Here is a 19,980-nt window from a genome sequence, read left to right as displayed (position 1 = left end):
AAATCCATATTCTATGGGACTGGGATCATATTAGAATCTGGAAGTTTGTGCTTCATATAGCATATGTATGCAGGTATAACAAACTTAACAAGTGAAAAAGAAATTGAAGATGAATCTGATGCTGATGATGCAAAAGCTGAGGATAAAATATTTTAAACACGCAAAGTAAATACTCTGCGTGTTTTTGCTTATCTATAGATATATACAATTTTTATTATGTTTTATATTATAAGGGGGGGTGGGAACTGGAGCAACAAAAATTGTTCACTATGTTACCAATTTTTGAAAGTTCACTGTATCCTACTTTTTCAGCACAATTTTTGGAATACTGACCCTTTTCTTAGTGGGGCTTTGCATAGCATTTATTCTCAATGTACCAATGAAAACAATTGAAAGTAATATGTTTCCTGCTAATGCAAAAGATAAAACAGGCATATATAAAAAGTTTAAACGTCCTGTAAGTCTTTTGTTAACTATTTTTTTGTACTGGCCATCATCATGCTAGTTATGCTTATTGTCATTCCAGAGGTAATTCGCACTTTTGATGTCATGAGTACAGGTATCCCCAATTTTATTCTCCGTATAATTGTAGTTCTAAGTATAAAAAAAGATAATACGTAATTGTAGTACCTAGTAGGTGATTTCAATTAATGAAATCACCTACTAGATACTGACATTTGTTGGAATAGACTATCTTTATCTATTCTTGAGTTCTTTATTTAATTTTGTGATTTTATTTTTCCAAGCAAAATATTGACTAATCCAAATCACAATATATATGAAAATAAAAATTGCAAAATATATAGCTATAGATAAGAAATCAGAATCCACCCATCCTGCTAATACGGCACAGGGAAGGAATACTATTGAAGTAAGAAGAAAATGTATAGTAGTCTGCTTTGCAATACTCCACTTATCAACTTCAAATATAGTTGAGCCAAAGGCAAAGACAAATCCAATAACAATACTTACAACATATTGAATTGTATAAGCTGATAGAGGATTTACTGTTTCATTTGCTGCGGGAATAACAGCTAGTTTTCCATAAATTAATGAAATAATTAGTCCAATAGTTGTACTTATAAAAACTCCTACAGGAATTCCTAAAAGTCCTCTTAATATCGCTTTTTTTATAGTCATAAGATCACCTCATATTCCTAAATATTTTTTTATTTTTGATACATACCTTCTTGATACAAACTCTTTATCATTATTTTTGAAATTAATTTGTATTGTTCCAGAATAGGAGAGTTCTAGATTGTTAATTTTAGATATATTCACAATACAGGAGTTTGATACTCTAACAAAGGACGTACCTTTAAATTTCTCTTCAAGTTCATAAAGTTTTTGCTTAACACACAGTACATCTTTATCTGTTTTAGCAAATATCTTTTGATTTTCGCTATAAAAGCAATAAATTTCGTCAGGATTTAGTAAAAATATTTTCTGCTCTTTAAGTCCAACTAATTTATTTATTTGCTTATTTGAAAGGTTGTCTACAATTTGCTGTATTTCATTAGTTATTTCGTCTGTATAAACAACTATACGAGGTTCTTTGGAATCAGCATCTAAAATCACTTCCACTTTCATTGAATCCACTCCTTGTACTCTTTATACTTACATTATATTTCATATAGTAATTTAAACAATATAAAATACATGGATGGTAGTTTATGCTATATAAGTGGTTTATTTAAGGATAAAGGAAGTTATTAAGTTAAAAGTGCTAGGAACATATATTATTAGATATAAAAAAATAAAAATTAAAGTTTTAAATATTACTTTTAGTATAAAATCCAAAAATGAGTGAAATAGTGAAACTAATGAATACCATAAGGAGATAATGTGTAAATATATAATGTGATTAAAAATTTTAATTTATATTTTATTATAATATTAGGAGTGGAAGCTCAATGAAGAAAAAGAAATTAACATCAATTTTAAGTGGAGCAATTATGGTCCTATTAATGTCCACAGTAGTAGGATTTAATGTCCGTGAAAGAAATTTTGAACAGAAAGAATTAGTGCTTGCTCAAAAAACAATTTTATCTGATTCATCATTAAATAATGTTTCTAAACAAGTAGACAGGATTGAAAGTGCAAAACAAACTGCAAAAGGATATATAGGTTCAAAAGATGTTGGAGTATATTGTATTGATTTGAACAGTGGAAAGAGTTTTGGAATAAATGAAAATAAAATTTATTACTCTGCAAGCACGGGGAAATTGCCAGGGATTTTATACACGCAAAAGAAACTCAATGAAGGGACTATAAGTGCAGATACTCAATTCAAATATCATGATTATGTAAATGATATATCAGGAGCTATGATTAGAGGAGGCACAGGTAAGTTACAAAATAATATATATGATGGTAAATCAGTCAGTGTTGTCACATTATTAAAATATACCTGCAGTTACTCTGATAATTTAGCTTCAAATATGTTAGGATATTATGTTTGTGACAAAAATAATGGCACTTTTAAAAGTTACATAAGTAATATAATATCAAGAAATATAGTTAAATTCTCTAAAGAATTTTCAGCAAAAGAAACAGCATTATTAATGAAATCAGTATATAATCAAGGTGGGCAGTCTATAAAGAACTTGCAAAATACAAATTGGGATAAAGTGAAAATTCCTAAATATTTGCCGGTAAAAGTAGCCCATAAGATTGGTATAAATGGAGCTTATAATCATGATGTTGCAGTTGTTTACGCAAATAATCCCTATGTAATATCAATTATGACTAATGGTGGTAGTGATGAGTTTATTGCTCAGCTATCCAAAAAGATCTATGGCGAATTTATAACTTTTAACTCTGATAGTAGTGAAGATGAAATGGAATTAAAGACATCTCTAAATAGGAATTAGACTTCATATAATAAGTTTTAATAAGATGGTAAAATTGGAATAAAGGCTTACGATGAAATCAATGCTATAGTTGAGAATATAAATTATTATTTTGTACATAAGTACTAAAAATATAAAATAAGTAAATATTGGACAATAAATAACAAAAATAGTGATATTACGATGAAAAATACAAATTATTTATTAGATACATTATTTGTCATTGACATATTTACCTAGTGTAGTTATAATAATTGTATAATTAATCATAGATAACATATATAAATTGTAGGAATAAGCTGACTAGAAAAACTAGAGGCTCTTGAATGCATTAAGTGTATTTTATATTTATAGAATATACTTGTTTAGCATGCCAAGGGCCTCTTTGGTGTTTTTATGGGGTATTTCAATAATATTAGATAAGGAGGTGTATAGTCGTATATGAGTATAGTTTTTGATAATATCTGTAAGAAATTTCAACTAAATGAATTGGAAAAATATATGACCGTATTAGATCACGTATCATTTAATGTAGAAGAGAATGAATTCATTTGTCTTTTAGGACCTTCAGGTTGTGGTAAGTCTACACTTCTTAAGATGTTAGCAGGTCTTGAAAGTATTGATGAAGGAGTGATTAATGTAGATGGAAATGAGGTAAAAGGACCTAATCCAGAGCGTGGTATGGTTTTTCAGGATTATGCATTATTTCATTGGTTGACTGTAGAGAAGAATATTGCTTTTGGACTAGAGTTAAAGGGAGTTCCAAAGGAAGTACGTAAACAAAAAGTAGATGAATGTATTGAACTTGTTGGACTTAAGGGATTTGAAAATGCATATCCTCATCAATTATCGGGAGGTATGAAACAAAGGGTGGCTATTGCAAGAGTATTGGCTATGAAACCTAAAATGATGCTTATGGACGAGCCTTTTAGTGCGCTAGATGCCTTTACTAGAATGAATATGCAGGATGAACTTATGAGTCTATGGCAAAAGCAGCGTTTTACCTGTATATTTGTTACTCATGATATAGAAGAAGCAGTATACATGGCAGATAAAATAGTAGTAATGAATTCTCGTCCAGGAAAAGTTAAAACAGTAGTTCCAGTACCTTTGGCTAGACCGCGCAAAAGAACTGATTATGATTTTATTAAAATTAGAAATCATGTATTTGAACAATATGGATATCAACAATCTGAAGATATAGATTATAGCATCTGATATAGGAGATGAGTATGAATGGAGTTTAGATCTATTAAAGAATTAATAGAATTTAGAGGTAAAAATAATAGTTCAGAACTATTTATTTTCTCCCCAGAAGATGAAACTAAACTAACCTTTGGTGAATATTACGAGGAGATAGTTAACTTAAGTAATAAATTAATGAATAGGGGACTGAAAAAGGGTGATAAAGTAGCTATTTTATTATTCAATGGCTTAAATTATGCTGTAAGTTTTATGTCGGTAGTTACCAGTGGTGGAGTAGTTGTTCCTATTAACCCTAACTTAAAATCAGCAGAAATAGAATATTTATTAAAAGATTCAGATGCAAAATTTATAATTACCGACATAGATGGTATGAAAGATCTAAATAGCAAAGAACTAAATTTCAAACTTGAAGGATTAAATACTGAATTTGGTTCAAGTGGAGAGCTAAAGATAATACAGTTATCTAAGCAGTTTGAAGATATTGATGATACTATTAATGAGGATTTGAAATTGGAGGATGAAGTTTTATTATTATATACTTCTGGGACCACGGGAAAGCCTAAAGGTGTGGTTTTAACTAATGGGAATTTATTATCTGAAGCTGAAAATGTACATAAAGGTCACAAATTAACCCAAAATGATATAGCACTTTGTGTTTTACCGTTATTCCATGTTAATGGATTAGTTGTAACTTTAATTAGTCCACTATTTTCTGCCGGAAAAGTTGTGATGCCTAAAAAGTTTAGAGCTAGCCAGTTTTGGAATTGGGTTGAATATTACAAAGTTACTTGGTTTAGTGTAGTACCAACTATTTTATCTATAATTCTTTCAAGACCAATAAGAGAAGAATTTGATTTATCATCCTTAAGATTTGCAAGATCTGCATCATCTTCTCTACCGGTAGCAATATTAAATGAATTTGAAAATAGATTTGGAGTTCCGGTAATTGAATCCTATGGAATTTCAGAAGCCAGTAGTCAAGTAACAACTAATCCTTTACCTCCTTTAGTAAGAAAAGCAGGTTCTGTAGGCTTGCCTGTGGGAAATGAAATTAAAGTTATAGATGAAAATGGTAGTGATTTAAAGTCAGATGTTGTAGGAGAAGTTGTAATAAGAGGGGATAACGTAACCAATGGTTATAGTAATAATTTAAATGCTAATTTAGAATCATTTAGGAATGGATGGTTTTATACTGGAGATTTAGGATATTTTGATGAAGATGGTTACCTATTTCTTACAGGACGCAGAAAGGAAATTATTAATAGAGCAGGAGAAAAAATATCTCCTAGAGAGGTAGACGAAGTATTGTATTCATTACCAGAAGTGGAAATGGCAGCTGCGGTTGGTGTACCAGATTCTTTTTATGGAGAAGAAGTAGTAGCTTTCATAAAACTAAGACCTGTACAAAAAATTGATGAAAAAGAAATATTGTCTTTTTGTAGTAATAAGTTAGCAGATTTTAAAGTGCCAAAGAAAATATTTTTTGTAGACGATTTACCTAAAGGTCCTAGTGGAAAAATACAAAGAAAGAAATTGGTAAAAGTATATGAAGATATACAAAAATGTGAAAGAGGGGAACAACTTATATGAAAAAAATATCAGGTATATTATTAGCAACAATACTAGTATTTGGTGCAACTTTTACGGGTTGCAGCAGTGGCAGTGGTAGTAAAGCACAAGCCACATCATCAAGCAAAATAGAGTCTGTAAGAATAGGAACAAATAGAGCATTAGGTACAGTTACACCTTATGTGGGTAAGGATAATGGAACATTTGAGAAGGCTGGTATCAAACCTGAAATTGTAGATTTTCAAGATGGAACTACTCTTATGCAGGCATTTGCAACAGGTAAGTTAGATATTGCATATGTAGGAATAGCTCCTGTAGCTACTTGGCAGGAAAAGGGAGTAGGATTAAAAGTAGTTGCATCTGCTAATGGTGGTGGACATGTACTTCTTACAAGAGAGGATACAGGTATTAATAGCATAAAAGATTTAAAGGGTAAAAAAATAGGAGATACCAATCCTGGTTCTGTGGTGGATACTTTGTTAAGAGCTAGAATTTTAAAAGAAAAGGCAGGATTAGATCCAAGCAAAGATACAAAAATAATTACTGGATTGGCTCCGGCAGACATGCCTACAGCGCTAATGGTAACAAAGGAAGTAGATGCAGTTATTACATGGGAACCATTTGCTACTCAAGCAGAAAGTAAATTTAAAGGAGTTAAAGTATTATATGATGCAGGTGCTGAATGGAAAAAAGAGAATAATGGAAAATCATTTTATCCAGTTAATGTAGTTATAGCTAGTCAATCTTTTATTGACAAGCATCCAGATGTATTGAAAAAGTTTTTAAGTGCCAACAAGGAAACTGTTGACTTTATTAATAACCAACCTGATAAGGCAAACGATGTTATTGCCAAGGAATTAAAATTAGATAAAAGCATTGTATCAAAAGCAAGACAGAGACTAGATTATACTTGGCAAGTAGATACTTCTTCTACACTTCAAACTTTAAAATGGACAAATGAGCTAGGATATCTAAAAAGTGTTCCATCAAAAGATAAATTATTTGACTTAAAGTATTTGCCTAAAAAATAAATTGATTATGAAAGGTGAATTGTGTTATGAAACATAAATATAAGAGAAGATGGCAGGGAGCTTTAGCAGTAATTATTTTTATAATTATTTGGCATGTAGCTTCAGTAACTGGACTTTTTGGGAAAATGCCAGCGGAGTACTCAGCATTGCTTCTTCCACCACCAGAAAAGGTACTAGCTACAATTTGGAATGAACTATCTACAGGCTATTTAATAGAACAGTTATCTATAAGTTTATTCAGAGTAATGATAGGCTTTGTCATATCAGTAATTATAGGTTTATCCTTGGGTTTAGCTATGGCATTAAAGCCTACCTTAAATAACATATTTGAACCTTTTGTACGTATCTTTTCACCTATTCCAGGTATAGCTTGGGTACCTCTTGCAATATTATGGTTTGGATTAGGAAATGAAGCTGCAATATTTATTATAGTTGTTGGATCTATTTTCCCTGTTTTAATTAATACTATGCAGGGTGTAAGAGCTGTTGATACAACTCTTGTAGATGCAGCTAGAACTATGGGGGCAACTCATGTTCAGGTACTTAAAAGAGTAATGCTTCCAAGCCTTATTCCCTATTTAGTAACAGGGTTTCGTTTAGGACTTGGATTTGCTTGGAGAGTGGTTATAGCTGCTGAAATGGTAGGAGTTCCAAATGGTCTTGGTTATATGCTGAGCGAAGGCAGAGCTACAGGAAGGACTGATATTACTATTGTAACTATGGTATGTCTAGGAGTAATAATGCTAATCTTTGAGGAAATATTATTTGACCCATTAGAGAAACGTACTCGTTTTTGGCGTAAAAGTATAAGCTAAAACTTTACTTATGTGAAGTTTTAGCCAATATGGATATAAGTTTAATCAATCTAAAGAGAGAAGCATTTGTGTGTAATATGAGAGTCCATAACAAGTTGAGTTAGTAATTTACGACTTGCAGAAGTGGTGAGCTTACGACTAATGGATAAGGATATAATTGTATTTGTAAGTTAATACTTAATTGATATATAAATTGGGAAGGGAGATGCGACAATACATGAGTAATGAGGTAGTAAAAGTAAATAGTAGATTTTGTGTAGAAGTTGATGAATCTGCATGTAAAGAATGTGGATATTGTACAGAGGTATGCCCTAAAGGAATTTTTATTATTAAAGAATCCTTTAATGAAAAAGGATATAGACCTGTAGAAGCAGTTAATACAGAAAAATGTATAGGGTGTTTAAAATGTTTTTATATATGTCCTGATTTTGCTATTGATGTAAAAGAAAAGAGAAAAGAGGGTGAAGAAAAATGAAGAGAATATTTGATACAGGAAATGCAGCTATAACTGAAGCAGCCATTATATCTGGATGTAGAGTATATGCAGGATATCCAATTACTCCAGCAACTGAACTAGCTGAAAATATGTCTAGAAGATTACCTCAAGTAGGTGGATATTACGTTCAAGGAGAAGATGAACTTGCTTCTTTACACATCTGTATTGGAGCATCTCTTGGCGGTCTTAAAGCAATGACATCTACTTCCGGACCAGGATATGTTCTTTTTGCAGATCCATATGGTTGGGCCATTTCTAGCGAAATTCCTCTAGTTATAGTAAATGCCCAGAGAGTTGGCCCTGTAAGCGGTATTACTGGTGCACCTGGTCAAGGAGAATTTTATTTAAGTAGGTATCCAACTCATGGTGGTAATTTTGAGACTATAGTACTAGCACCTAATAGTGTACAAGAAGCTTTTTCAATAACTGTTGAAGCTTTTTATCTAGCAGAACGTTTTAGAACTCCAGTAACTATACTGGCAGATCAATTGGTTACAGACGGATGGGAAACTTTAATTATTCCTGAAACGGAAGATGAAATTAAAGAGATGGGATTAAAAGTTATACCTAGAAAAGTTAACTACGGACCACAATTTTATCCTTCTACTGATGAAGTTGATATACCACCAGTAGTTTTAGGTCATAATACTGGTGCTGCATGTTCGGACTGGACACCAACTGCTGAAGGCTATGACACAGAAGAAGTTGAATGGCAACATAAGCATGCTCATAGGCTTATTTATAAGATTAGAAATAATAAGGATATAATTAATAAATATGAAACTTATCATTTAGAAGATAATCCTGATATCATACTAGTAGCTTATGGAAGTCCTTCAAGGGTAGTAAAAAGTGCAGTTGATGAAGCAAGAAAGCAAGGGTTAAAAGTTGGAGGTATAAGGCTGATTTCTATTTGGCCATTCCCTGATGAAATTTTTAATAAAAAAGCTATATATTTGTCCGTAGAATTAAATTTTGATGGACAACTTGTAAGAGAAGTTCAGAGGGTTGTACCAAAAGGTAGTGAAGTGCATTTTGTCGGAAAATGCGGCGAACTGCCAAAGGTATCAGAATTAATTGAAATAACGGAAACACTTTTAAAGGGTGATCCAATTGTTTCAAGACCATGGGAAAGGGAGGCCTGGTAATATGGATTATTTAGCAAAAAAATATCTTCGCTCAAGAAAAATACCAAGCACAGCTTGTAGTGGATGCGGTTTAGGTCAAGTACATAAAAAGGTTCTTTTAGCTATTGATGAATTGGGACTAGGAACAGAGGATGTTGTCTGGGGAACAGGAATAGGTTGTGCTGGACGTCAGACTTTTAATACTTGGAAAGGAGATAATTTCGCTGGAACTCATGGTAGAGTTTATGCTATAGCTACAGGACTAAGATTAGCTCTTCCACAAGAAAAAAAGATTGTACTTACTGTAGGTGATGGAGATGCTTTTGGTATTGGATTGCTTCATCTTCTTCATTGTATTAGACGAAATGTAGATATTACAGTTATAGTTGCCGATAACTTTGGTTATCAATCTACAGGAGGTCAATATGGTTGGACAACTCCACAAGGATATGTTACTGATAGTAGTCCATATGGAATGATGGAGCAAAATTGGACTCAAAATGGAAGAGATATACTAGATATACTTAGAGAGGCAGGAGCTACATTTCTTGCAAGGCACACAAGCATAGAGGGAAAAAATGCAGTGGAAAGTATAAAAAAGGCCATTCAAAATAAAGGTTTTTCTCTTGTGCAAATATCATATCCCTGTGTTACAAATTTTATGGGAAAGGCATTAGGAACTCGTAAACCGGTAGATGCATATAAATGGTTTAAAGAAAGAACTGTTAGTGGAGTACAAAAGCCATCCTCTGATGAAACTATGTTCTATACTGGGGTTTATTATGATCATAGTAATAGTCAGCCAGAATTTGCTGAACATTTGAAGAAATGGGTAGCAGATATAGAAAGGAGGCATACAAATGGCTAAAAGAAAAGAAATACTAATTAGTGGTTTTGGTGGACAAGGAGTAGTTAGAATAGGACAGATTTTAAGTTTAGCCTCTGTCTATCAAGGAGCATATACAACTATGCTAATTAGTCATGGTACAGAAACAAGAGGTGGATATGTACGTAGTCAGGTAGTTATTTCTGATGCACCGGTAGATAGTCCAATAGTTGAGAATCCAGATTATTTTTGTGCATTATCAAAAGCAGCTTATAATAAGTTTATCAGCTTAGTTAAAAATGGGACTATAATATATGATCCAGGATACGTTGAACTTAACAATGAATCAACAGTTAATCATTTGTCTATAAATGCAAGAGAGTTGGCTACGTATGAATTAGGTAAAGAACTTTTTGCTAATGTCATTGTTTTAGGAGTATTAAGCAAGTTGATGTCAGATATATTAGATAAAGAGAATGTTTTAAAAGCAATGCTAGAACGTATAATACGCTTTCAAGAAGAAAATAAGAAAGCATTTGAAATGGGATATAATTTGATTTAAAGAAATATGAGGCTTTTATAGAAAATTAAAAATTAATTTTAAAATGGACTGCATCAATTTTATGCAGTCCATTTTAGTATAAATTTTGATAATTATTTAATGTATTTAGTTGGATTCTTGTCCATACAAGGTACATCAAATTGGCATAGAGCACAACCTGCTCTTAAATTATCTTTTGAGCATAAATGTTTGATAGAGTCATCAATAATTCCACCTAGACGTGCTCTCATTTCATCCCTCACTCTATTACGCTGTTTAAAACAAATAATTTTATTATGTCCATATTCTGATACAGCATTTATAGGACAATGGACAACACATTTTCTACAGGTATTATTTTTGTAGAATAAACAATTTCCATAAGGCTCATCATCACTTCTAGGTGTTATTTCAAGAGGTGCATTTGTAATTATAGAGCCAAGTCTTACATTGCAGCCAGCTTCAGTTATGAGAGCTGCATGAAGACCAAATTTACCAAGTCCTGCTGCAAAAGCAGCATGGCGTTCAGACCAAGTAGCATATAGCTTGTCTGCGCTACTTACATTCTCCTTAAAGGATGGACTTTTAATACCTGCTACTGCATAAAATCCTTTGGATTTAATGTATTCAACTAATTTAGATAATACATCAGGTATAAAATAGCTAGCAATATGTCTGGATAGTGAGTAAATTTCTGGTGGTAAATCAGAGCCATTGGAATATTTATCTCTTATAAATGAAGTATATGGAAACACAATGGAAAGTACACGAATAGAATTATCTAAATTGTTAAGGTAAGGTAAATTATTATCTTTCCATATTTCTTTAGGAGTTAAATGATCAGCACTTACTACTTCTTTAAACTTTTCAAATATAGGGTCATTTCCATTAGCTACACCAATTAATGGATTACTACTAAAAATTTGTTTAACGCCATAATTTTTTAATATGGTATTATACCCATCTTCATCAAATAAATTTTTTATAAAGTAATATAATTCTTTATTCATAATTTCTACCTTTCTAGTTTTTGAAATTTATATATTTCATTATTTAAAATTGTTATGTATAATCTTCTTATAGTTTTATATTGAAAAATTAGTGATCTTTTAATAAAACTAAAAAGACAAAAAAAGGTCATTGAAAATGATGAATACTTTCTCACTTTCAATGGCCTCTAGTTTTTCTAGTCAGCCCGTAAAATGAATTAATATGCAAGTATATTAATTTATTCTACATATTAATTTTACATTACATAAAGATGTTATACAATATAAACTTTAATTTGTAATTTGGGCAAAGACCCTAACTATGCCATATAAAAGTAAAAATTGTATCAAGAAGTTTCTTTCCTTGTAGTAAGTTCGGGAAAGCCATCACCACAGTGGCAGTCCTGATAGGAGATGGACTCCAGTCATCTCCTGCTACAAATCTTCAAAATTAGAAAAAGAATGAATATGGTGATTTAATATGGAATTTGATAAATTAATACAAAATACAGAGTTGACAGAATTGGAAAAAAATGTATTGAAATATATTGTTTTAAATATTGATAATGTAATGAAAATGGGTGTGAGAGGAGTTGCTAAAGCAAATTATACTTCTACATCTACTATTATGAGGCTGTCTAAAAAGCTTGGGTATACAGGATTTGTAGACATGCATTATCATTTGCTGCCTTTGGTAAAAAGAAATGGAACACATTCTGAAGATTCTAATGATTTTTTGACTAAGGAACAATTAGATTTATTGTTAAAATATATATCTGAAAAGCAAATTAACGATTTTTTAGACTGCTTAGATGAAAAAAATGAAAAGTTTAAATTTATATATGCTACAGGGTTTTCTTCCATTGCAGCAGAATATATTAATAAAAAACTATTGGTACTTGGAAAACGTTGTATACTTGCAAGTGGAACGGATTCTGCCAGTATATTTGAAAATAATTTGGATTCTATTGGGACCATGTTTGTTATCTCTAAATCTGGAGAAACCGGACAAGTAGCATCAAAGGTAAAGACAGCAAAAGAAAATAAAATTAAGGTGATATCCTTTACAGGAGAAACAGACAATACAATTAGCAGGCTGGCAGATGTGAGTTTTAAAATACAGGATAGCAACAAATTGGATGACAGAAATGTTATGCCTAATATATTTTTCCCAAATGTACTTTTATTATTTGAATTTCTTATTTATAAAGCTTATAGAAGATTAGAAGGTAAATAAAGCATAATATTTAATTTATGTTTAAAAATATAAAAATTATGAAAAAAGAAACCTGTTATCTACTGAGGGTAACAGGTTTCTTTGGCTTGTAAACGTATATACAGTTCCAAAGTAGGGAGTTATAATTTAATCATGAAATCTCACGTGAGCTTTATTATAAGAAAATATTAATTGACAGACATAAACTATGGAATTGCAAGGCTGAAAATAACAAGTAGTTTTTGTAAGTAAAAAAGTAGAAATGGATGGGGGAAATGAATATGAAAAAGCATTCTGTTGTAATCGCAGGGGGAGGAAGTACATTTACACCTGGAATCGTTATGATGTTATTAGATAATATAGATAGATTTCCACTTCGCAAACTAAAATTGTATGATAATGATGGAGAACGTCAGGGGATCATTGGTGAGGCTCTTGAAATTGTGTTAAAGGAGAACGCTCCTGATATAGAGTTTTCTTATACCACTGATGCTGAAGAAGCTTTTACTGATGTGGACTTTTGTATGGCACACATTCGTGTAGGAAAATATGAAATGCGTGAAAAGGATGAAAAAATTCCTTTGAAATATAATGTAGTAGGACAGGAAACCTGTGGACCTGGAGGAATTGCCTATGGTATGAGAAGTATTGGAGGTATGATGGAGCTTATTAATCTTATGGAAAAATATTCTCCAAATTGCTGGATGTTAAACTACTCGAATCCCGCATCCATTGTAGCAGAAGCCTGCCGTGTTTTAAAGCCAAAATCTAAAGTACTAAATATTTGTGATATGCCTGTAGGTACACTAAGACGTATGTCAAGTATTGTGGGACTTGAGCCAAAAGATTTAGAAGTTCGTTATTTTGGGTTAAATCACTTTGGTTGGTGGAGCAGTGTAAAGGATACCAAGGGTAACGATTTGATGCCTCAGTTAAAAGAATTTGTATCTAAACATGGTTACATCACTAAAAAGGAAGTAGAAACCCAGCATACAGATGTCAGCTGGCAGGCAACACATTTAAAGGCAAGAGATATTCTAGCAGTTGATCCTAGATTTTTACCTAACACTTATTTAAAATATTATTTATTTCCAGACTACGTTGTAGAGCATTCTAATCCAGAATATTCAAGGGCTAATGAGGTTATGGATGGACGTGAAAAAGATGTATTTGGTGCAGCAAGGGCAATAGTAGAAGCTGGAACATCAAAAGGCGGAGAATTTCACATTGACAGTCATGCCACATTTATTGTGGATCTAGCCAGAGCCATTGCCTATAATACCCATGAAAGAATGCTCTGCATTGTGGAAAACATGGGAGCTATTTCAAACTTTGACCCTACAGCTATGGTAGAAGTACCTTGTATAGTTGGCAGCGATGGACCAGAACCATTAACCATAGGAGATATTCCAATATTTGAAAAGGGATTGATGGAGCAGCAGGTTGCCGTTGAAAAATTAGCAGTGGAAGCATGGATTGAAGGCAGCTATCAGAAATTATGGCAGGCACTTACTCTATCAAAAACAGTGCCTAGTGCAAGTGTTGCAAAAGAACTTTTGGATGACCTTATTGAAGCAAATAAAGGTTACTGGCCAGAGCTTAATTAATGATTGTACAAATCGCAAATTAATAGATGATATTTGGTAAGGGTTGGCAAGGTAGAATTTAAATAATAGTTTTACAAATCTAATTATTACAAATAAATGGTATGGAACCGTTTATATTAATGAGTTATTCAACTCCTATCTAATAGGGTATGAGAATTTTACAGAAAATTTGATAAGATAAAAAATTATGAATATGATTCTGTAATAGAAAATAAATTATATAGGCTGCAATTTTGCTGGTGCATCTATCTTATATTAGCTAGATAGGTGTATTAGCAGTATACTCTGATTTATTAAAGTTAAATGAAATAAAGAAAATTGGATTTATTAAAATTTATAGCATTAAAAGTTGTCACTACACTACTATATGAGGAGAGTGAAAACATGGATTTTAAGCAATTGGCAAAGGATGTTGTTGAACAAATTGGAGGAATCAGTAATATCAGCCAGGTAAGAAATTGTTCCACAAGGCTTAGATTTGATTTAAAGGATTATTCACTTGTTAATGAAGATAAATTAAAGAAAATAAAAGGGGTAGCCGGTGTTGTAAATAAGGGTGGCCAGTTTCAGGTTATTATTGGTACTGAAGTTGCCCATGTAAGAGAGGAAATTGAAAAACTGGGCAGTATTGTTCAAGGAGATAAAGGAGTAGGTCAAAAGGGGGATAAAGGTGGAGTTATAAATACTGTTCTAGATGTAATCTGTGGTTCAGTTACTCCAGTTATACCAGCTTTTATTGCTGGGGGACTTTTTAAAGCAGTTTTATCCCTTTTCGTACTATTTAATTTGGTATCTAAAACTGATCAAACTTACGTATTGATGAATACGATTGCAGATGCTACTTTCTATTTTATGCCTATACTGGTTGCCTATGCTGCATCAAAGAAATTTAACTGCAGCACCATTTTATCCATGACTGTGGCGGCTATACTATTGCATCCAAACTTAATTGCATTGAGAACGGCTGCAAAACCTGTACACTTTTTTAATATTCCAGTAGTAATGGCTAATTATTCATCTTCAATTATTCCATCTATTTTAGCTGTATGGTTTTTGTCTTATGTGGAAAGGTTTGCAGAAAGAGTAACACCAAAAATCGTAAAGGTATTCGTGAAGCCTCTTCTTATTTTAGCTATTGTTGCTCCAGTTACACTAATAGTACTTGGACCTATAGGATCAATTATAGGTAATGGTCTTACAAATGTATTTATTTTCTTAGATGGAATAGGCACTTGGATTGTACCTACATTAATTGGTTTTGTTTATCCGTTATTAGTCATGACAGGTATGCACTGGAGTTTGATGCCAATTTTCCTACAGCAGATAGCTAAGCAGGGCTATGAAACATTGTCCGGTCCAGGAGCATTGGCTTCCAATACTGCACAAGCTGCAGCTTCACTATGTGTTGCCATTAAAACTAAAAATATTGAGAAAAGACAATTGGCAAGTTCTGTAGGACTTACAGCATTAATGGGAATAACAGAACCTGCAATGTTTGGTGTAACCTTAACCAATAAAAAGATATTAGCCTGTGTTATGGCTGGTGGAGGCATAGGAGGATTCTTTGCTGGAATTACACATTTGGTAAGATACGCGCCAGGTGGTGCGAGTGTAGAAACTCTACCGCTTTATATAGGTGCTAATCCAATGAATTTTATATACGCAATTCTAACTGTTATTATTTCCTTTGTTTGTACCTTTGTATTTACTTGGATCTTTGGATATAGAGAAGATAAAGTGTCAGAAGTTGAAAAAGTAGATAATGTGTCGGAGATTCAAAATATAAAAGTTCCCTACGTTAATGGTGATGTTATAATACACTCTCCTGTAAAAGGAAAAATTGTTGATATTTCTGAAGTTCCTGACCCTGTATTTGCTGAAAAGATGATGGGTGAGGGGGTCGCCATACTGCCAGAATCTGATATTATATGTTCTCCTGTAAAGGGTCGTGTACTTCAAGTTTTTGAAACAAAACATGCGGTAGCTTTAAAAAGTGATGATGACTTAGAAATAATAATTCATATTGGTCTGGAAACAGTTAATTTAAAAGGGGAAGGCTTTCAGGTATTGGTTAAAGAAGGTGATGAAGTAAACATAGGAAAAGAACTTGTAAAAGTAGATTTGCAATTCCTTAAGAATAAGGGTATTAACCCAATAACTTCAGTTATTATAGTTAATCATGAAAACAGAATTATTACAAAGTCTCTAGGAGATAAGAATATTGAAGATTCTATAATGCAAATTGCAAATTAGGAAGTTACCATAGGTTTCAACTATAAATAAGTTAAAAGAAGGGGCCGTCTCAAAAGCAAAAATTTTATTACATTTAGAAGTAAAGATAAAAAAGACACGCAGAATACAATAGCTCTGCGTGTTTTTACTTATACCAAATCGCTATAATATATTACCATTCCCTTCCTGGATCACCGGCCATATTATTAACAGTGCCTGCTGGATATAGCACAGAATAGTGTGACATTATAGGATTTGCGTGTTGATTTGTAGGCTCAGGAAATACAAATAAAATTTTAAAGTCATTTCCCATTTTATAGCCTATAATTTCTTCTCCATTTACTTTTACATCATGCTGAGGAGTACCAAGCTTATCTTTAACCATAGAAAGATATATATTACCAAGCTGTTTATCAAGGGATCTAACTTCAAAGATTTGACCACCTTTATTTGAGCCAAAAACTATATTGTGTTTAGAGTAGGTAGAATACAGGCCTTTAGCTGATGCTACCCACTCTGAATTATCAGCTTTACCCCATTTTGATTCTACGCTATCTATATTTGTATCTTTAGCTGGGAAATCACTATTAAAAACTTTTCCTTGTTTAGATAATGCTATAATGTTGTCAAGGAGTGTATACCATTTTTGATTTTCTGGTAAAATATTTTCTGAACTTTTCCCAGTATTATTTGAAACTGAATTGTTAGTAGTGTTTGAGGTAGTATTAGTATTCGTAGCATTATTATTTGAAATATTATTAGAAGTTTTATTTTCAAGTGAGTTATTACTTAAATCTTTGTTGCTATTTGAACATCCAACCATAAGAATTAAGGCTAAAATTATAATCATACTGACAATTGATTTTTTATTGAACAAAAACATTATAAGATATCCTCCTACTATAGTAATTTTACTTCTGTAAAAAGTAATATGAGTATATATTACTTTTTTTATGTAAGTTTTTCAAATTATTCTATTAAAAATTTGGATTCTTTTGATAAAATCAATTTTTTCATATACTATAAATATAACAAATAAAAAATACAAAGTGGTGATAAAAAATGCAGCAATATTTTCTTGGATTTGATGCTGGAACCCAAAGTGTTAAAGTTGCAATATACGATGAAGATATGAATTGTGTAGCTAAGTCAGTGAACAAAACTACCTTAAAATATCCTCATATTGGTTGGGTAGAAATGGATGCTGAGGAATATTTATATCTTACTAAAAGGGGTATGAAGGAATGTGCCATTCAGCTAAAGGATAAAAAAATACCAGTAAGCTCAGTTAAATCTATTATGGGTGATGGCATCATATGTGGAATTGTGGGGATAGATGAGAGTGGAAAGGCTATTACACCATACATTAATTATTTAGATTCTAGAACTCAGCATGATGTTGAAGTTATTAACAATTTAAATTTATCAATATGGCAAAGAGAAACAGGTAATGCTGATTCCAGCTGTATGTTTCCAGCAATGCACGCAAGATGGATTTTAGCCAATGATGAAGATTTTAAAGTAAGAGGAAAAAAGTTTGTACATAATGCTCCCTATATTTTGTCTAGACTTGCAGGGTTAAGCAGTGAAGATGCTTTTATTGATTGGGGGACTATGTCTGGTTGGGGACTTGGATATCATGTTTATGACAAGAAGTGGTCAGATGAACAACTTGAGATTTTGGGAATAGATAAAAGTTACTTGCCTAAAATTGTAAAACCTTGGGATATTATTGGAAGCTTATCAAAAGAAGCTACTGAAGAAACAGGTTTTGAGGAAGGGATTCCCATTTGTGCTGGTGCTGGTGACACTATGCAATCTATGCTTGGAAACGGAATAATTGAAGCAAATAAGGCAGTGGATGTTGCAGGTACTTGTGCCATGTTTTGTGTTTCTACAAATGGAATTATACCTAAGTTAAGTAGAAGAGGAAGTGGTCTCATTTTCAATTCTGGAACTTTACAAGATACATATTTTTACTGGGGATTTGTAAGAACTGGAGGATTGTCTTTGCGCTGGTTTAAAGATAATATTTGTCAGAAGTCAGATGATGATGTATATTATGAAAAATTAAGTAAAGAAGCGAAAAAAGTTTCTCCAGGATGTAATGGTGTATTTTTCTTACCCTATTTAACTGATACATATGGAGAGTATTCAAATCTCAAAGGTAGCTTTATAAATATGACCTTAGACACGGATCAATACGTTTTGTGGAGATCTATTTTGGAGTCAATTGCCTATGAGTATTTGGATATTACTGATATTTATAGAAATGCAGGCATTGATATTAATGCCATTACAGTAACTGAAGGTGGAAGTAAAGATGATTTATGGAATCAAATTAAGGCAGATATAATAGGTAGTAAAGTTATGACACCTCAGGTGTCAGAGGGTGCAGTACTAACAAACTGTATTATAGGGTCTTATGCAGTAGGTAATATTGAAAATTTAAAAATAGCATTAAGTAGTAGTTTGAAAGTTACTAATAAGTATATACCTAATTTAGATAATACTAAATTCTATAAGAACCAATATAAGATTCAAAAGGATATTTTAAAAACAATTAGATAAGCTTATAATTATTTTACACTTTAGTTTAATTGTACAACTAAAAATAACTTACTACTACCAATATATGTAGAGCAATATCCAGATTTTAATGATGAATGGTAATAAATTGATTCTCAAATCAGTAAGCTATAAAACTATAATTGGACAACAGTGTTATAATAGAATTAGATATTTAAATCACTAACGTTACCGCACGAGTAAAGAAGTTGAATTTTTAATAAAACTCTTACGGATGCTAGCGATTCAAACATTAAAATTGGCTTATAAAAGCTAAGAGGAGTGATTTATTGTGGAACAAATAGTTTTAGATGTAGAACAGAGGACAAAAAAGACAAAAAAATTTAGAGAAGAGGGCTTTGTTCCTGGTGTAATTTATGGTGGCAAATCTGAAAAAGCTCAATCTATAAAAATCCAAGAGGTGTCACTAAAAAAAATTCTTTCAAAGCATGGGATGAACGCAAAACTAGGAATTCAATTTGGAGATGAAAAGAAATCAGGATTTATTAAGGAAATTCAGAGACAACCAGTTACAAATAAAATTGTACATGTAGACTTACAATTTGTGTCCAAGGATCAAAATGTAAAGTTGCAAATTCCTATTGTATTTAAAGGCGAGGAAGGATTAAGGGCAAATCAACTACAACTTAATGTTAATAAACAAGAAGCAGAGGTTTTAGGAAAAATAGATTTAATGCCAGAAGTAATACATGTGGACGTGTCTCAAAAAAATGCAGGGGATACAATTACTTTTAAAGACTTAAATTTAAATGAAGATATAAAAACACATGATAAAATTGATGAAGTATATGCATCTGTAACAAACTTAGTAATTGAAAAAGAAATTGAAGATGAAGCTGATACTGAAGAGGTAAAAGCTGCTGAATAATTAAAGTTATCTAAAA

18 protein-coding genes are annotated in these 19,980 nt (G+C 32.0%); 14 read left to right on the top strand and 4 right to left on the bottom strand.

What is annotated here, in order from left to right; translation table 11 throughout:
* Nucleotides 1–696 precede the first annotated feature (696 nt).
* On the bottom strand, nucleotides 697–1,140 hold the full coding sequence (locus CLOPA_RS17480; RefSeq protein ID WP_015616760.1) for a DUF3021 domain-containing protein: 444 nt from the start codon (nucleotides 1,138–1,140) through the stop codon (nucleotides 697–699).
* Nucleotides 1,141–1,149: 9 nt separating this feature from the next.
* Nucleotides 1,150–1,590: a LytTR family DNA-binding domain-containing protein gene (locus tag CLOPA_RS17475; protein WP_015616759.1), complete on the bottom strand. Its 441-nt coding sequence runs from the start codon at nucleotides 1,588–1,590 to the stop codon at nucleotides 1,150–1,152.
* A 323-nt stretch (nucleotides 1,591–1,913) separates the two neighbouring features.
* Here CLOPA_RS17475 and CLOPA_RS17470 point away from each other — a divergent pair, with 323 nt between their 5' ends.
* The 9 genes from CLOPA_RS17470 (at nucleotide 1,914) to CLOPA_RS17430 (ending at nucleotide 10,484) form a co-directional block, all read left to right on the top strand.
* Nucleotides 1,914–2,873 carry a serine hydrolase gene (locus CLOPA_RS17470; protein ID WP_015616758.1) on the top strand — a complete coding sequence of 320 codons (960 nt, stop codon included), beginning with the start codon at nucleotides 1,914–1,916 and terminating at the stop codon, nucleotides 2,871–2,873.
* Between the two features lie 420 nt (nucleotides 2,874–3,293).
* Nucleotides 3,294–4,070, top strand: coding sequence for an ABC transporter ATP-binding protein (locus CLOPA_RS17465; protein ID WP_015616757.1), 777 nt, complete (start codon nucleotides 3,294–3,296; stop codon nucleotides 4,068–4,070).
* Nucleotides 4,071–4,088: 18 nt separating this feature from the next.
* Nucleotides 4,089–5,648 carry an acyl--CoA ligase gene (locus CLOPA_RS17460; RefSeq protein ID WP_015616756.1) on the top strand — a complete coding sequence of 520 codons (1,560 nt, stop codon included), beginning with the start codon at nucleotides 4,089–4,091 and terminating at the stop codon, nucleotides 5,646–5,648.
* On the top strand, nucleotides 5,645–6,658 hold the full coding sequence (locus CLOPA_RS17455) for an ABC transporter substrate-binding protein (protein WP_015616755.1): 1,014 nt from the start codon (nucleotides 5,645–5,647) through the stop codon (nucleotides 6,656–6,658). The genes CLOPA_RS17460 and CLOPA_RS17455 overlap by 4 nt, the downstream gene beginning before the upstream one ends.
* A gap of 26 nt (nucleotides 6,659–6,684) precedes the next feature.
* On the top strand, nucleotides 6,685–7,473 hold the full coding sequence (locus CLOPA_RS17450) for an ABC transporter permease (RefSeq protein WP_015616754.1): 789 nt from the start codon (nucleotides 6,685–6,687) through the stop codon (nucleotides 7,471–7,473).
* 217 nt (nucleotides 7,474–7,690) lie between these two features.
* A complete protein-coding gene (locus CLOPA_RS17445; RefSeq protein ID WP_015616753.1) occupies nucleotides 7,691–7,948 on the top strand; it encodes a 4Fe-4S dicluster domain-containing protein in 258 nt (85 codons plus the stop codon).
* Complete coding sequence (locus CLOPA_RS17440) at nucleotides 7,945–9,117, top strand: 2-oxoacid:ferredoxin oxidoreductase subunit alpha (protein WP_015616752.1); 1,173 nt, start codon at nucleotides 7,945–7,947, stop codon at nucleotides 9,115–9,117. The genes CLOPA_RS17445 and CLOPA_RS17440 overlap by 4 nt, the downstream gene beginning before the upstream one ends.
* A 1-nt stretch (nucleotide 9,118) precedes the next feature.
* Nucleotides 9,119–9,964 (top strand): thiamine pyrophosphate-dependent enzyme, encoded by an 846-nt coding sequence (locus tag CLOPA_RS17435; protein WP_015616751.1) that lies wholly within the window; start codon nucleotides 9,119–9,121, stop codon nucleotides 9,962–9,964.
* On the top strand, nucleotides 9,957–10,484 hold the full coding sequence (locus CLOPA_RS17430) for a 2-oxoacid:acceptor oxidoreductase family protein (protein WP_015616750.1): 528 nt from the start codon (nucleotides 9,957–9,959) through the stop codon (nucleotides 10,482–10,484). The genes CLOPA_RS17435 and CLOPA_RS17430 overlap by 8 nt, the downstream gene beginning before the upstream one ends.
* 92 nt (nucleotides 10,485–10,576) lie before the next feature.
* On the opposite strand, the gene CLOPA_RS17425 is transcribed toward CLOPA_RS17430, so the two are convergent.
* Complete coding sequence (locus CLOPA_RS17425) at nucleotides 10,577–11,473, bottom strand: hypothetical protein (RefSeq protein ID WP_015616749.1); 897 nt, start codon at nucleotides 11,471–11,473, stop codon at nucleotides 10,577–10,579.
* A gap of 460 nt (nucleotides 11,474–11,933) precedes the next feature.
* On the opposite strand from CLOPA_RS17425, the gene CLOPA_RS17420 reads away from it, so the two are divergent.
* The 3 genes from CLOPA_RS17420 to CLOPA_RS17410 all read left to right on the top strand — a co-directional run bounded on the left by CLOPA_RS17420 (nucleotide 11,934) and on the right by CLOPA_RS17410 (nucleotide 16,528).
* Nucleotides 11,934–12,689, top strand: coding sequence for a MurR/RpiR family transcriptional regulator (locus CLOPA_RS17420; RefSeq protein ID WP_015616748.1), 756 nt, complete (start codon nucleotides 11,934–11,936; stop codon nucleotides 12,687–12,689).
* A 260-nt stretch (nucleotides 12,690–12,949) separates the two neighbouring features.
* Nucleotides 12,950–14,275 (top strand): 6-phospho-alpha-glucosidase, encoded by a 1,326-nt coding sequence (locus tag CLOPA_RS17415; RefSeq protein ID WP_015616747.1) that lies wholly within the window; start codon nucleotides 12,950–12,952, stop codon nucleotides 14,273–14,275.
* Between the two features lie 384 nt (nucleotides 14,276–14,659).
* Nucleotides 14,660–16,528 (top strand): beta-glucoside-specific PTS transporter subunit IIABC, encoded by a 1,869-nt coding sequence (locus CLOPA_RS17410; protein ID WP_015616746.1) that lies wholly within the window; start codon nucleotides 14,660–14,662, stop codon nucleotides 16,526–16,528.
* A 151-nt stretch (nucleotides 16,529–16,679) separates the two neighbouring features.
* Here CLOPA_RS17410 and CLOPA_RS17405 read toward each other — a convergent pair whose 3' ends face one another.
* The gene (locus tag CLOPA_RS17405) at nucleotides 16,680–17,390 is read right to left on the bottom strand and encodes a YjgB family protein (protein WP_015616745.1); all 711 of its coding nucleotides are present in this window, start codon (nucleotides 17,388–17,390) and stop codon (nucleotides 16,680–16,682) included.
* Between the two features lie 179 nt (nucleotides 17,391–17,569).
* Here CLOPA_RS17405 and CLOPA_RS17400 point away from each other — a divergent pair, with 179 nt between their 5' ends.
* The gene (locus CLOPA_RS17400) at nucleotides 17,570–19,078 is read left to right on the top strand and encodes an FGGY-family carbohydrate kinase (RefSeq protein ID WP_015616744.1); all 1,509 of its coding nucleotides are present in this window, start codon (nucleotides 17,570–17,572) and stop codon (nucleotides 19,076–19,078) included.
* Nucleotides 19,079–19,367: 289 nt separating this feature from the next.
* Nucleotides 19,368–19,964 carry a 50S ribosomal protein L25 gene (locus CLOPA_RS17395; RefSeq protein WP_015616743.1) on the top strand — a complete coding sequence of 199 codons (597 nt, stop codon included), beginning with the start codon at nucleotides 19,368–19,370 and terminating at the stop codon, nucleotides 19,962–19,964.
* Nucleotides 19,965–19,980 lie beyond the last annotated feature (16 nt).

The sequence above is a fragment of the Clostridium pasteurianum BC1 genome (assembly GCF_000389635.1).
Lineage (GTDB): Bacteria > Bacillota > Clostridia > Clostridiales > Clostridiaceae > Clostridium_I > Clostridium_I pasteurianum_A.
Note: the sequence above shows the minus strand (reverse complement) of the source record. Positions and strands in the feature narration are given on the sequence as shown.